This is a genomic window from Streptomyces sp. NPDC050147 (genome assembly GCF_040660195.1).
In the GTDB taxonomy this organism is placed as follows: domain Bacteria; phylum Actinomycetota; class Actinomycetes; order Streptomycetales; family Streptomycetaceae; genus Streptomyces.
Genome location: NZ_JBFALJ010000009.1, coordinates 258,958 through 272,347, shown reverse-complemented (window position 1 = coordinate 272,347; position 13,390 = coordinate 258,958). Strand labels below are relative to the sequence as shown.

General features: G+C 70.2%; 12 protein-coding genes. 3 read left to right on the top strand and 9 right to left on the bottom strand.

What is annotated here, in order from left to right; all coding sequences use genetic code 11:
- Positions 1-736 precede the first annotated feature (736 nt).
- Positions 737-1,747: a tryptophan--tRNA ligase gene (gene trpS, locus AB0I94_RS17120; RefSeq protein WP_363310371.1), complete on the top strand. Its 1,011-nt coding sequence runs from the start codon at positions 737-739 to the stop codon at positions 1,745-1,747.
- A gap of 51 nt (positions 1,748-1,798) precedes the next feature.
- Here the strand turns inward: trpS and proC are convergent, their stop codons facing one another.
- The 4 genes from proC to AB0I94_RS17100 all read right to left on the bottom strand — a co-directional run bounded on the left by proC (position 1,799) and on the right by AB0I94_RS17100 (position 4,912).
- Positions 1,799-2,611 (bottom strand): pyrroline-5-carboxylate reductase, encoded by an 813-nt coding sequence (proC, locus tag AB0I94_RS17115; RefSeq protein ID WP_363310370.1) that lies wholly within the window; start codon positions 2,609-2,611, stop codon positions 1,799-1,801.
- Positions 2,612-2,701: 90 nt separating this feature from the next.
- Complete coding sequence (locus AB0I94_RS17110; RefSeq protein WP_363310369.1) at positions 2,702-3,439, bottom strand: ABC transporter permease; 738 nt, start codon at positions 3,437-3,439, stop codon at positions 2,702-2,704.
- Positions 3,436-4,281, bottom strand: coding sequence for an ABC transporter ATP-binding protein (locus tag AB0I94_RS17105; protein ID WP_363310368.1), 846 nt, complete (start codon positions 4,279-4,281; stop codon positions 3,436-3,438). The genes AB0I94_RS17110 and AB0I94_RS17105 overlap by 4 nt, the downstream gene beginning before the upstream one ends.
- A 100-nt stretch (positions 4,282-4,381) precedes the next feature.
- Positions 4,382-4,912: an EamA/RhaT family transporter gene (locus AB0I94_RS17100; RefSeq protein WP_363310367.1), complete on the bottom strand. Its 531-nt coding sequence runs from the start codon at positions 4,910-4,912 to the stop codon at positions 4,382-4,384.
- Positions 4,913-5,097: 185 nt separating this feature from the next.
- Here AB0I94_RS17100 and AB0I94_RS17095 point away from each other — a divergent pair, with 185 nt between their 5' ends.
- On the top strand, positions 5,098-7,308 hold the full coding sequence (locus tag AB0I94_RS17095) for a PQQ-binding-like beta-propeller repeat protein (RefSeq protein ID WP_363310366.1): 2,211 nt from the start codon (positions 5,098-5,100) through the stop codon (positions 7,306-7,308).
- Between the two features lie 72 nt (positions 7,309-7,380).
- Here AB0I94_RS17095 and AB0I94_RS17090 read toward each other — a convergent pair whose 3' ends face one another.
- The 5 genes from AB0I94_RS17090 to AB0I94_RS17070 all read right to left on the bottom strand — a co-directional run bounded on the left by AB0I94_RS17090 (position 7,381) and on the right by AB0I94_RS17070 (position 12,447).
- Positions 7,381-7,674: an SH3 domain-containing protein gene (locus tag AB0I94_RS17090; protein ID WP_363310365.1), complete on the bottom strand. Its 294-nt coding sequence runs from the start codon at positions 7,672-7,674 to the stop codon at positions 7,381-7,383.
- A 253-nt stretch (positions 7,675-7,927) separates the two neighbouring features.
- Positions 7,928-9,781 carry a dihydroxy-acid dehydratase gene (ilvD, locus tag AB0I94_RS17085; RefSeq protein WP_363310364.1) on the bottom strand — a complete coding sequence of 618 codons (1,854 nt, stop codon included), beginning with the start codon at positions 9,779-9,781 and terminating at the stop codon, positions 7,928-7,930.
- Positions 9,782-9,927: 146 nt separating this feature from the next.
- On the bottom strand, positions 9,928-10,557 hold the full coding sequence (locus AB0I94_RS17080) for a TetR family transcriptional regulator (protein ID WP_363310363.1): 630 nt from the start codon (positions 10,555-10,557) through the stop codon (positions 9,928-9,930).
- The gene (locus AB0I94_RS17075; RefSeq protein ID WP_363310362.1) at positions 10,554-11,378 is read right to left on the bottom strand and encodes a sugar phosphate isomerase/epimerase; all 825 of its coding nucleotides are present in this window, start codon (positions 11,376-11,378) and stop codon (positions 10,554-10,556) included. Before AB0I94_RS17075 ends, AB0I94_RS17080 begins: the two co-directional genes overlap by 4 nt.
- 136 nt (positions 11,379-11,514) lie before the next feature.
- Positions 11,515-12,447, bottom strand: coding sequence for a Ppx/GppA phosphatase family protein (locus AB0I94_RS17070; protein WP_363310361.1), 933 nt, complete (start codon positions 12,445-12,447; stop codon positions 11,515-11,517).
- Positions 12,448-12,518: 71 nt separating this feature from the next.
- On the opposite strand from AB0I94_RS17070, the gene AB0I94_RS17065 reads away from it, so the two are divergent.
- A complete protein-coding gene (locus AB0I94_RS17065) occupies positions 12,519-13,361 on the top strand; it encodes a hypothetical protein (RefSeq protein ID WP_363310360.1) in 843 nt (280 codons plus the stop codon).
- Positions 13,362-13,390: the final 29 nt, after the last annotated feature.

Sequence of the window (13,390 nt, the reverse complement as noted above, 5' to 3'; positions counted from 1 at the left end):
CATATCTGGCGTTGACTTTTGGCACGCTGTTGAGTTCTCAAGGAACGGACGCTTCCTTTGTACTCACCCTCTCGGGCTTTCCTCCGGGCGCTTCCCTTCGGTGTTTCTTTTGTCTCGCTGTCTTGCGTTTCCGACTCTATCAGACTCTTTCGTGTCCGATTTCCTCGGCGCCTTTCCGGTTCCCGCTCCGGCCTTTCGGCTTTCGCGTTTCCCTTTCCGGCGGCTCCGACTCTATCAGATCCTTTCGGGCCTGATTCCCAGTCAGCGGGCTTGTCTTCCCGGCTGTTGGGCCGTTCCGACGAGTGAGACTTTAGCGGAATCCTCGCTCCCGACCTAATCGGGGGCGCCCTTTCGAACGCGGATTCCTCATTTCGCAAAAGCCCATGAAAACGAGCGGACGGCGGGTCGCAGAAGAGACACGACGTCGATCGCTTGAATGGTTGTTACGGAATGGCTGCCCGGGGACCGACCAAGGGTCGACGCTCACGTCGGGCAACTCGGAGAACACTACGTACGCGGTCTGGGCGTGTCAACCCTGGTCCACGGTGGCCCGAGAGGACTACCGTGGGGGACGTGACTACGCATGCGCACACCCAACTGTGGTGGGCCGCCTGACGGCGGCCGTACACACGCATGTACTCAACGGCTGCCGATTCGGCGGCCGTTTCTCGTTTCTCCCCCTGGAGGACCCGGAGCCCGGTCGTCGGGCCGGTGGTCCTGACCAGGAGGTGGAGAGATGACGAGGATCTTCAGCGGGGTCAAGCCGACGGGGCACCTGACCCTGGGGAACTACCTGGGCGCCGTACGCCAGTGGGCGGAAGTCGATCAGCACCGCGCCGAGTCGCTGTTCAGCGTCGTCGACCTGCACGCCCTGACCGTGGACCACGACCCAGGCCGGGTGCGCAGGCTCAGTCGGCAGGCGGCGACGCTGTTGCTTGCTTCGGGGATCGATCCTGAGCGAGCCACCGTGTTCGTACAGAGTCATGTGGACGAGCACGCCCGGCTCTCGTATCTGCTGGAGTGCGTCGCGACGGACGGCGAGATGCGGCGGATGATCCAGTACAAGGAGAAGTCGGCGCTGGAGCGGGTTCGCGGCGGGAGTGTGCGGCTGTCGTTGCTCACCTATCCCGTGCTGATGGCGGCGGACATCTTGGCGTACGGGGCCGACGAGGTGCCGGTCGGGGACGATCAGGTGCAGCACGTGGAGCTCACCCGGGATCTGGCGGTGCGGTTCAACCAGCGGTACGGCCACACGTTCGTGGTGCCGCGGGCCACGTATCCCAAGGTGGCGGCCAGGGTCATGGATCTGCAGGACCCGACGTCGAAGATGGGGAAGTCCGGCGAGGCAGGGGCCGGGATCATCTATCTCCTCGACGAGCCGGAGGTCGTGCGGAAGAAGATCCTGCGCGCTGTCACGGACAGCGGGAGCGAGGTCGAGTACGACCGTGAGGCCAAGCCGGGGATCTCGAACCTGCTGGAGATCCTGGCGGCTTGTGAGAGTGGGAGCCCCGAGGGTTTGAGCGGTGTGTACGAGACGTACGGGGCGTTGAAGAAGGACACCGCGGACGCCGTGGTGGAGGTGCTGAGGCCCTTGCAGGAGAAGCACAAGGAGCTGATGGCCGACCCCTCGTACGTGGAGGAGGTGTTGCGGCGGGGTGCCGAGCGGGCCAGGGAGATGTCCAGGCCGACGGTGGACACCGCCTACCGCGCGATCGGTCTGTTGTCGCCGGTCGGCGAGGCGCGGTAGGCACGGGGCCGGTGGCGGGGCGCGGCCGGGGCGCGCCCCGCCACCGGGCGGTCAGCTGTTGTTGCCGGAGGCCAGTTCGCGGCTGCGGTCGCGGGCGGCTTCGAGGGCGGCGATGAGGGCTGCTCGTACACCGTGGTTCTCGAGTTCGCGGATGGCGTTGATGGTGGTGCCGGCCGGGGAGGTGACGTTCTCGCGGAGCTTGACCGGGTGCTCGCCGCTGTCGCGGAGCATCACGGCGGCGCCGATCGCGGCCTGGACGATGAGGTCATGGGCCTTGTCGCGGGGCAGGCCGAGGAGAATGCCCGCGTCGGTCATCGCCTCGACCAGGTAGTAGAAGTACGCCGGTCCTGAGCCGGAGAGGGCGGTGCAGGCGTCCTGCTGGGTCTCGGGGACCCGGAGGGTCTTGCCGACGGCGCCGAAGATCTCCTCGGTGTGGGCGAGGTGGGCGGCGGTGGCGTGGCTGCCGGCGGAGATGACGGACATGCCTTCGTCCACGAGGACCGGGGTGTTGGGCATGACGCGGACGACTGGGGTGCTGTCGGCGAGGCGTTCCTCGATGAACGAGGTGGTGATGCCGGCCGCGGCGCTGATGACGAGGCGGTCGGGGGCGACGTGCGGGGCGAGCTCGTCCAGGAGGCGGCCCATGTCCTGCGGCTTGACGGCGAGGATGAGGGTGTCGGCCTGCTTGGCGGCCTCGGCGTTGCTGACGGGGTCGACGCCGTAGCGGGTGCGCAATTCCGTGGCGCGTTCGGAGCGGCGGGTGGTGACCAGGAGGTCGGCGGGGGCCCAGCCGGCCCGGATCATTCCGCTGAGGAGGGCTTCGCCGATCTTGCCGGTGCCGAGGACTGCGACGGGCTGGGGCATGTGTGGGTCACCCTCCAGGTGCGGGTCGGCGCTTCGGCTGGGAGCGGGACAGTGCTTCAGCCGGGTGGGGTCATCCTCGCATTGGTGGCGTCAGGCCGTGCGGCGGCGCAGGGTCGCGGCGCCCAGGGCGAGGACGAGTACGGCGCAGCCCGCGACGATGACCGCGTCGCGTACGAAGTCGCCGGTGACGGAGGGGTGGCGCAGGACTTCGTTCATGCCGTCCACGGCGTACGACATGGGCAGGGCGTTGGAGATCGCTTCGAGGGCGGGTGCCATGTTGTCGCGCGGCGTGAACAGGCCGCAGAGGAGGAGCTGGGGGAAGATCACGGCCGGCATGAACTGGACGGCCTGGAACTCGGATGCCGCGAAGGCGGAGACGAAGAGGCCGAGTGCCGTGCCGAGCAGGGCGTCGAGGAGTGCGACCAGGAGCAGCAGCCAGGCCGAGCCGGTGACGTCGAGGCCGAGGACCCACAGGGCCAGGCCGGTGGCGAGGACGGCCTGGATGACGGCGAGGAAGCCGAAGGCGAGGGCGTAGCCCGCGATGAGGTCGCCCTTGGCCAGGGGCATCGCGAGGAGGCGTTCGAGAGTGCCGGAGGTCCGTTCGCGGAGGGTGGCGATGGAGGTCACCAGGAACATCGTGATGAGGGGGAAGATGCCGAGGAGCGAGGCGCCGATGGAGTCGAAGGTGCGCGGGCTGCCGTCGAACACGTAGCGCAGGAGTAGCAGCATCACGCAGGGGACGAGCAGCATCAGGGCGATGGAGCGGGGGTCGTGGCGGAGCTGTCGCAGGACGCGGGCCGCGGTGGCGAGGGTGCGGTAGGTGTTCATCGGGGGCTCCCGGTGGGGGCGGTGCTGCCGGTGGTGCTGTCGCCGGTTGTGGGGTCGCCGGTGGTGGTGTCGCCCTGCCCGGCGTTGGCCTCGTCCACCAGGTGGAGGAAGGCCGCTTCGACGGTCCGGGTGTCGGTGCGGGTGCGCAGGGCCTCGGGGGTGTCGTCGCCGAGGAGTTCGCCTTCGCGCATCAGGAGGAGGCGGTGGCAGCGTTCGGCCTCGTCCATGACGTGGGAGGAGACGAGGATCGTGGTGCCTCGGTCGGCGGCGATGGAGTGGAAGAGGTTCCAGAGGTCACGGCGGAGTACGGGGTCGAGGCCGACGGTGGGTTCGTCGAGCACGAGGAGTTCCGGGGCGCCGAGGAGGGCCACCGCGAGGGAGACGCGGCTGCGCTGGCCGCCGGAGAGGTTGCCCGCGAGGGCGTCGGCGTGGGTGGTCAGGTCGACGTCGTCGATGGCGCGGGTGACGTGTTCGTGGCGGCGTTGGACGGCGGGGCCGCGGCCGGGGTCCAGGACGGCGGCGAAGTAGTCGAGGTTCTGCCGGACGGTCAGGTCGTCGTAGACGGATGGGCTCTGGGTGACGTAGCCGATGCGGGAGCGGAGGGCGGGGGCGCCGGCCGGCTGGTCGAGGACCTTCAGGGCGCCGGTGACCTTGGCCTGGCTGCCGACCGTCGCGCGCATGAGGGTGGATTTGCCGCACCCCGAGGGGCCGAGGAGGCCGGTGATCTGTCCCTTCGGGACGGTGAAGTTCAGGCCGCGGAGGACTGTGCGGGGGCCTCGGACGACGGTCAGGTCGCGTGCCTCGATGGCGGGGGGCTCGGGGGGCTCTTTTATATTCATCATGTGATGATTATGGCGCTCCCGGAGCCGGGCACGTCAAGGGCCGCCCCCTTCCGTCTTCAGGGGGCGGTGTCGGTCCTTCAGGCAGGAGTGGGCGGGGCGGCTATCCCTTTTTCTTGCGGGACGGGTTGCCCGTGCGGCGTGACGTGCGCTTCGCGTACTGCGCGCGGGCCGTCTCGTACTCCTCGCGGTGGAGCTGTTCGCCGGGGGCCTCGGTGAGGGAGCGGAAGAAGTAGGCGAGGAGGACGCCCACGAAGCCGATCGTCATGAGTCCGCGCATCGATGACTGGGACGCCGGGTCGTGGCGGCGGGTGAAGCCCTCCCACGTACGGCGGAAGGCGATCGCGCTGCAGATCGAGAACATGATGAGGACCAGGAAGTTCACGAACGTCCCCACGGCCGCGATCGCCATGCCCTCGTACGCGAACCGCAGCACGAAGCAGCCGGCCGCCGACGCGAGCAGTGAGCCCACCGCGACGCCCGCGCGGCGCGCCGCGTAGCCGTTGTCGTGGCCGACCCAGGTCGTGCCGAAGAAGCGGAGGGGCTCGGGCTGCGGGCCGGGGGCCGTCGCGGCCGACGGGGACGGCCCGGCTGTCGCGGCCGTGCGGTCGGGGGTACTGGAATCTGCGCTCACCCTTCGAGTATCGCCCGGGAGGGCGGCGGCGCGGCGGCGCCGGGCAGGCGCGCCCTATTCGTCCCCCGCCTTGCCCTGGCGTACCGCCCGGCGGCTAGTTTGTGGGGCAGGACAGACGCACGGGCTCGTGCGAGAAGTACGAGAAGTGCGAAAACCGGTGCACGCGGGACGAGGAGGTCGAGAGAGTGTCGCTCCGCGGAGGTGACCCGGCCGAGATCGGCGGCTACCCGCTCGAGGCGCGCCTCGGCTCGGGCGGCATGGGCACGGTCTATCTGGCGCGTACGGCATCGGGGCGACCCGTGGCGATCAAGCTGATCCACCAGCAGTTCGCGGGGGACGAGGAGTTCCGCATCCGCTTCCGGCAGGAGGTGGCCGCGGCGCGGCGAGTGAGCGGCGCGTTCACCGCCGCCGTGGTCGACGCCGATCCGGATGCCGAGTATCCGTGGATGGCGACGACCTATATAGAGGGGCGCACGCTCGCCCAGGAGATCGCCAAGAAGGGCCCGCTGACCGGCGCGGAGCTGCGCACGCTCGCCATCGGGCTGACGGAGGCGCTGCGTGACATCCACCGTGTGGGCGTCGTGCACCGCGACCTGAAGCCCTCGAACGTCGTGCTCTCGCCCGAGGGGCCGCGCGTCATCGACTTCGGCATCTCGCGCGCCGCGGACCAGCAGACGCTGACGATGACGGGGCGGGTCATCGGTACGCCGCCCTTCATGTCGCCGGAGCAGTTGCAGGCCCCGCGCGGGGTGGGGCCACGGTCCGACGTCTTCTCGCTGGGCACGCTGCTGGTGTACGCGGCGACGGGGCAGGGGCCGTTCGACGCGGACAGTCCGTACATGACGGCGTATCAGGTGGTGCACGAGGCGCCGGAACTGGACTCCGTGCCGGCGGCCCTGCGATCGGTGGTCGAGCCATGCCTCGACAAGGACCCCGAGGCGCGCCCTTCGGCGGACCAGCTTCTTGTGCGGTTGCGGGACCTGCCGGTCGAGATGGGGGACGCGGCGGGGGTGCGGGCCAGTCGCACTCGGGACATCGATACGCAGCACCATCATCGGTCCTCCTTGGGTGAGGGTGACGGGACCGAAGTCGCCCCCAACAGCCCTCGCCCGCGCCGCCGTTTGCGCACCGTGATCGCCGCTGCCGTCGCCGTGGCCGCGCTCGGGGGTGGGATCGCGGCGCTCCAGCTCGGCTCGTCCGACGACCCCGCTGGAGACGGAGGCGCCGACGACGGCAAGGACCGCACCGTCGCCGCAGCCGAGGCACCCCTGCCCGACGGTTACCGGCCGTGGCGCACGACCGTCCCCAACGACAAGGGCATCCCGGACGAAGTGCGCTGCGTGCCTCGCGGGGACGCGTTGTTCTGCGGGGGCGGCGGAGTCGTCGCGACACGGCTGCGGATCTCCGACGGCAAGGAGGTCTGGAAGGTGAAGAGCCCCGGCGTGCCCATGCAGGGCATGCACATCGTGGGCGCCACGGACGACACCGTCCTCGGCTACCGCATGCCGGATGAGGCGGCGTCGTCCGGAAAGCCCGTCCAGCTGGTGGCGTTGGACGCCCGGACCAGCAAGGAACTGTGGTCCCGTCCGATCAGCGGCCAGTCCCAGATCTTCACCGGGCGGTCGCAGGACGCGGTTGTCTCCGGCTCGACGGTCCTGTCGGTCGAGCCGGGCCGTACGCGGGTCGAGGCCAGGGCCGCGCACAGCGGGCGCTTGCTCTGGTCGACACCGTTCCCCGCGGGCTCGGAGTGCACGCCGGTCCCTGCGGGTCAGCGCATGTACGCGATGTGCGCGCCGTCGGCCCAGGTCGCCGACGTCGAGGTGCGCGACCCTGTCCTGCACACCCTCGACCTCAAGTCGGGGACGTTCGGCAAGGGCGTCGCGGTCGAGGGGCCCGTACATCCGGTGGGCGGCGACAAGGGCAGGCTCGTACTCCTTCACCAGCGGTTGAAGGGGCCCGAATTCCTCGGGTACGACAAGGTGCTGCGGGTCGATCCGGGCAGCGGTCGCGTCTCGACCCGGCCGCTGAAGACGACGTACGGCGCCACGCCCGGCATCGCCGACGGCACGGCCTACTTCGCGGAGCCGTCCGGGCGGATCAGCGCCGTGGATCCCGCGACCGGGCGCCAGAAGTGGTCCCGGCAGACGGGTGTGGAAGGGGCCTCCGGGCCGACGGTGAGCGGCGGTGCGCTGTACTTCAGCTCGCCCAGTGGGCGCGTGGTGGCGGTTTCACCGCGCGGCAGGACTCTGTGGAGCACCGATCCGCGGGCCGAGGGGCTCGGCGGTGAGGTGAACGCGAGTCCGCGGGTCGCGGTTTCGGGACGTGTGGTTTTCGTGGCGGCGGCCAAGAACACCGTGTTCTCGTTCGACGCGACGAAGCCGCCGAAGTCCGAGTGAGCCTCGACGCGACGAAGCCGCCGACGTCCCGGTGAACTTCGGCGGCTCCTGAACCGCGTACAGGGCCGTGAATCAGCAGCGCGGCGCGACGTACCCGTCGCTGCCCGTGCGGACGTACGTGTCGGAGATGTAGCGGCCGCTGCCGATGCGGTCCCAGAGCTTCGATGTGCCGGTCGGGCCCGTGACTGTCTCGCCCGGCTTCTGGCAGTGGATCGTCACTCGGCTCCCTGCCGAGAGGCGGCCCACCTTGGCGTACGACGTACCCGGTCCTGAGCGGACGTTGACGTCCGCGACGATCGGGTACGTCTTTGCCGCCGCGGCTTCGATCGCCTCTGCGGATTCCGGCGCTATGACGTTCTCGCTCATGCTTCTCTCCCCCGTTCGGCGGCGGCTGGGGCCGCCTTGGCGCGTTCGCTTACAGGGGTGGACGCGTGGGGGTGGCGGGGCGGTTGCGGGGTGTTGGGGTTGAGGACTTTTCCTTCCCCAACCCCGTCCCTTCCCGGCTGTGACACTTGCGGCTCCGCCGCGGGTCGCTCGGCGCGAGAGCCTTGGCCGCCGTCATCACCGGCTCCGCCGAGTCCGTCCTCGAACGCCGGACGGGCTGGATATAGCCCGCCGCCTAGCCCAGCTTCGACACGTCGCGCACCGCGCCGCGGTCCGCGCTCGTGGCCATGGCCGCGTACGCCCGCAGTGCCGCCGAGACCTTGCGCTCGCGGGCCTTGGGGGCGTAGACGCCGCCGAGGGCCTCCCGGCGGGCCGCCAGTTCCTCGTCGGGGACGAGGAGTTCGATGCCGCGGTTCGGGATGTCGATGCGGATGCGGTCGCCGTCCTCGACCAGGGCGATCGTGCCGCCGGACGCCGCCTCGGGCGACGCGTGGCCGATCGACAGGCCCGACGTGCCGCCGGAGAAGCGGCCGTCCGTGACCAGTGCGCAGACCTTGCCGAGGCCGCGGCCCTTGAGGAAGGAGGTGGGGTAGAGCATTTCCTGCATGCCGGGGCCGCCCTTGGGGCCCTCATAGCGGATGACGACCACGTCGCCTTCCTTCACCTGCTTCTTGAGGATCTTGTCGACCGCTTCTTCCTGCGACTCGCAGACCACGGCCGGGCCCTCGAACGTCCAGATCGACTCGTCGACGCCCGCCGTCTTCACGACGCAGCCGTCCACGGCGAGGTTGCCCTTGAGGACCGCGAGGCCGCCGTCCTTCGAGTACGCGTGGGCCGCGTCCCTGATGCAGCCGCCCGCGGCGTCCGTGTCCAGGGTCTCCCAGCGCTTCGACTGGGAGAAGGCCGTCGCCGAGCGCTCGCAGCCCGGGGCCGCGTGCCACAGCTCCACCGCCTCCTCCGACGGGGAACCGCCGCGCACGTCCCACGTGTCCAGCCAGTCCTTGATGGACGCGGAGTGGACCGTGTGCACGTCCTCGTTCAGGAGGCCCGCGCGGTACAGCTCGCCGAGGATCGCGGGGATGCCGCCGGCGCGGTGCACGTCCTCCATGTAGTACGTGCCGCCGGGCGCCACGTTCGGGGCGACCTTCGCGAGGCAGGGGACGCGGCGCGAGACCTCGTCCATGTCGGCGAGGTCGTAGTCGAGCTCGGCCTCCTGCGCGGCGGCGAGCAGGTGCAGGATCGTGTTCGTGGAGCCGCCCATGGAGATGTCGAGCGCCATGGCGTTGTCGAAGGCTGCGCGGGTGGCGATGTTGCGCGGCAGGACGGAGTCGTCGTCGCCGTCGTAGTACCGCTTGGTGATCTCGACGACCGTGGCGCCCGCCTTCTCGTACAGCGCCTTGCGGCCGGTGTGCGTGGCGAGCATCGAGCCGTTGCCGGGGAGAGAGAGGCCGATCGCCTCCGTCAGGCAGTTCATGGAATTGGCCGTGAACATGCCGGAACAGCTGCCGCAGGTCGGGCAGGCGTTCTCCTCGATGCGGAGGATGTCCTCGTCCGAGACGCTCTCGTCGACCGCGTCGCTGATCGCGTTGACCAGGTCGAGCTTTCGGACCGTGCCGTCGACCAGCGTGGCCTTGCCGGCCTCCATCGGGCCGCCGGAGACGAAGACCGTCGGGATGTTGAGGCGCAGGGCCGCGTTCAGCATGCCGGGGGTGATCTTGTCGCAGTTGGAGATGCAGATCAGCGCGTCCGCGCAGTGCGCCTCCACCATGTACTCCACCGAGTCCGCGATCAGGTCGCGGGAGGGCAGGGAGTACAGCATGCCGCCGTGGCCCATCGCGATGCCGTCGTCCACGGCGATCGTGTTGAACTCGCGCGGGATGCCGCCCGCCGCCGTGATCGCCTCGGAGACGATCCGGCCGACCGGCTGCAGGTGGGTGTGGCCCGGGACGAACTCGGTGAAGGAGTTGGCGACGGCGATGATCGGCTTTCGCCCGATGTCCGCGCCCGGTACACCGGAGGCACGCATAAGGGCGCGCGCGCCCGCCATGTTGCGGCCGTGGGTGACTGTGCGGGACCTGAGCTCGGGCATCGTCGCTCGCTCCTTCAGGGTTCTGGAGATACATAAGGACCGACTGTTGTCGAGCGTACGCCGACGCTCCACGATCTGGACAGGCTGTCCGGATAGCGGGACGGCTGTCTCGGTGAGCGGCCTGCGGAACGACGTACGTGGCGGGCTCACGGACCCGTCAGATGCCCCTGCACCACAGGCGCGATCCGCGCGATGATCGCCTCCGGGTCGGCGGACGCCAGCGGCTCCACCTGGATCACGTACCGCAGCATCGCCGTGCCCACGAGCTGCGCGGCCGCAAGTTCCGCCCGCAGCTCCGCGTCCGGCCGGTCGATACGGCTCGCCACCTTGCCCAGCAGCTGGGTCGTGACGAGGCGGCGGAAGACGGCCGCCGCCGTGTCGTTGTTCACCGCCGAGCGCACGATCGCGAGGAGCGGGACGCGGGTCGCGGGGTTCTCCCAGACGCCGAAGATGAAGCGGGTCAGGCGCTCGCCGACGCTGTCGAGCGGGCCATCCTCGATCGCCGCCGGCGCCGCGAGCGCGGGCGCGAAGGCCACCTCGATCGCCGAGGCGAAGACCTGGTCCTTCGTGCCGAAGTAGTGGTGCACGAGCGCCGAGTCCACCCCGGCGGCCTTGGCGATCCCGCGCACGGACGTCTTCTCGTACCCCCGTGCGGAGAACTCGGTGCGGGCCGCCTCCAGGATGCGGTCGCGCATCGCCGGGCCCTCGGCCGACTGCGTACGGGAGGGTCGTCCCCTGCGGCGCGGAGCCGCACCGCCCGCTGCCGGAGCCGTCACGAGCGGGGCACCTTCACCGCGGACGCCAGATGCAGTCGCGTATAGGCGAGGGCTTCGGCGAGGTCTGCCTCGCGTTCGGCACTGGACATCGCGCGGCGCGTGTTGACCTCGATGACGACGTGTCCGTCGAAGCCGCTCGTCGCGAGGCGCTCCAGGAGTTCGGCGCACGGCTGGGTGCCGCGGCCCGGCACCAGGTGCTCGTCCTTGGCGGAGCCCTTGCCGTCGGCGAGGTGGACGTGCCCGAGGCGGTCGCCCATGCGGTCGATCATCCCCATCGCGTCCGTGCGGGCGGTCGCGGTGTGGCTGAGGTCGACCGTGAAGTGGCGGTAGTCGTCCTTGGTGACGTCCCAGTCGGGGGCGTAGGCGAGCATCTCGCGGTCGCGGTAACGCCACGGATACATGTTTTCGACGGCGAATCGCACGTCCGTCTCGTCGGCCATCCGCCAGATGCCGTCGACGAAGGCGTTCGCGTACCCCCGCTGCCAGCGGAAGGGCGGATGCACGACGACGGTCGACGCGCCCAGCTTCTCGGCGGCGGCCTGCGCGCGCTGGAGCTTCACCCAGGGGTCCGTGGACCACACGCGCTGTGTGATCAGGAGGCATGGGGCGTGAACGGCGAGGATCGGGATCTGGTGGTAGTCGCTGAGCCTGCGCAGGGCTTCGATGTCCTGGCTGACGGGGTCGGTCCAGACCATGACCTCGACGCCGTCGTAGCCGAGGCGCGCGGCGATCTCGAAGGCCGTCGCCGTCGACTCCGGATAGACCGAGGCCGTCGACAGGGCGACCTTCGCATCCGGGATGCGCACCACTGGTTCTGCCACGAGGGACAGCGTACGGGCCACGCCTGGGCGCGCGGGAGGTGGTCTCCCCCACACCTGGGCCGTATGTGACGTATGTCTACGACCGACGCACGACGGCCGATACGTACGCCTACGCGCCGTCGTCGGTGGTGGCCGCCTAGGTCGCCGGAAGGTGGTCGAGCCGGCGCAGGATCACGCCCTCGCGCAGCGCCCACGGGCAGATCTCCAGCGTCTCGACCCCGAAGAGATCCATCGCGCCCTCGGCGACGAGCGCCCCCGCGAGCAGCTGTCCGGCCCGTCCCTCGGAGACTCCGGGCAGCTCGGCGCGCTCGGCCGCGGTCATCGCCGCCAGCTGCGGAACCCAGTCCTCCAGGGACTTCCGCTTCAGCTCGCGCTGGACGTAGAGGCCCTCGGCGGAGCGCGCGGCGCCCGCGAGCCTGGCGAGCTGCTTGAACGTCTTCGACGTCGCCACGACATGGTCCGGGGCGCCGAAGCGGCTGAACTCGCCGACCGTGCGTGCGATCTGGGCGCGGGCGTGCCGCCGCAGCGCCTTCACGTCGGCCGGGTCCGGCGGGTCCTGGCGGAACCAGGCGGAGGTCAGACGGCCGGCGCCGAGCGGCAGGCTGACCGCGGCGTCCGGTTCCTCGTCGATTCCGTACGCGATCTCCAGGGAGCCGCCGCCGATGTCGATGACCAGGAGCTTTCCCGCGGACCAGCCGAACCAGCGGCGGGCCGCGAGGAAGGTGAGGCGGGCCTCCTCGGCGCCGGAGAGGACCTGCAGATCGACGCCGGTCTCCTCCTTGACGCGGGCGAGGACCTGATCGGCGTTGCTGGCCTCCCGTACGGCGGAGGTCGCGAACGGCAGCAGATCCTCCACGCCCTTGTCCTCGGCGGCCTCCATCGCGTCACGGACGGTGCCGACGAGACGGTCGACGCCTTCGGGGCCGATCGCCCCTGCCTGGTCGAGGAGTTGGGCGAGGCGCAGGTCCGCCTTGTGCGAGTACGCGGGCAGGGGGCGCGCGCCGGGGTGGGCGTCCACCACCAGCAGATGCACCGTGTTCGAACCTACGTCGAGGACACCGAGTCTCATGTACGGAACGCTACTGCGCGTACGGCGGTCGCTGGTCCTCGGACCGGGTACCGCGCGCATACCCTGGAGACGTGCCAAAGACGAAAAAGGCGAAGACCGACAAAACGAAGTCGAAGACGAAGTCGGAGAAGCCGGGGAGGCCGGAGAAGCCGGGAAAGGTCCAGCCGGACGAGAAGGGGCTCGACTTCGCCCGCGCCTGGGTGGAGTTCCCGGATCCCGCGGACGACGAGCAGGTCTTCCGTTGCGATCTGACATGGCTGACCTCTCGGTGGAGCTGCATCTTCGGCAGCGGCTGCCAGGGCATCCAGGCGGGCCGGGCGGACGACGGCTGCTGCACTCTGGGTGCCCACTTCTCCGACGAGGACGACGAGAAGCGGGTGGCCGAGTCCGTGGCGCGGCTCACGCCGGACATCTGGCAGCACCACGACATCGGCACGGTGAGCGGCTGGGTGTCGACGGACGACGACGGCGAGCGCCAGACCCGCCCGTACAACGGCTCCTGCATCTTCCAGAACCGGCCCGGTTTCGCCGGGGGCGCGGGGTGCTCGCTGCACATCCTGGCGCTGAAGGAGGGCCGCGAGCCGCTGGAGACCAAGCCGGACGTCTGCTGGCAGCTGCCGGTCCGGCGGACGTACGACTGGATCGACCGGCCCGATGACACGCGGATCCTCCAGGTGTCGATCGGGGAGTACGACCGGCGTGGCTGGGGCCCCGGAGGCCATGACCTGCACTGGTGGTGCACGTCGGCGACGTCGGCGCACGGCGCGGGCGACCCGGTGTACGTCTCCTACCGCCCCGAGCTGACGGAGCTGATGGGCAAGGAGGGCTACGACCGGCTCGTGGAGCTGTGCGAGGAGCGACTGGCGTCGCAGCTGCCCTTGCTTGCACCGCACCCTGCGGATCCTTCGCGGTAGAGAGGATTTGTCCCCGACCCCGCCCTTTC

Coding starts and splice junctions, on each gene's coding strand:
- trpS (WP_363310371.1), top strand. CDS start 737: ATGACGAGGATCTTCAGCGGGGTCAAGCCGACGGGGCACCTGACCCTG.
- proC (WP_363310370.1), bottom strand. CDS start 2,611: ATGCCCCAGCCCGTCGCAGTCCTCGGCACCGGCAAGATCGGCGAAGCC.
- AB0I94_RS17110 (WP_363310369.1), bottom strand. CDS start 3,439: ATGAACACCTACCGCACCCTCGCCACCGCGGCCCGCGTCCTGCGACAG.
- AB0I94_RS17105 (WP_363310368.1), bottom strand. CDS start 4,281: ATGATGAATATAAAAGAGCCCCCCGAGCCCCCCGCCATCGAGGCACGC.
- AB0I94_RS17090 (WP_363310365.1), bottom strand. CDS start 7,674: ATGAGCGAGAACGTCATAGCGCCGGAATCCGCAGAGGCGATCGAAGCC.
- ilvD (WP_363310364.1), bottom strand. CDS start 9,781: ATGCCCGAGCTCAGGTCCCGCACAGTCACCCACGGCCGCAACATGGCG.
- AB0I94_RS17070 (WP_363310361.1), bottom strand. CDS start 12,447: ATGAGACTCGGTGTCCTCGACGTAGGTTCGAACACGGTGCATCTGCTG.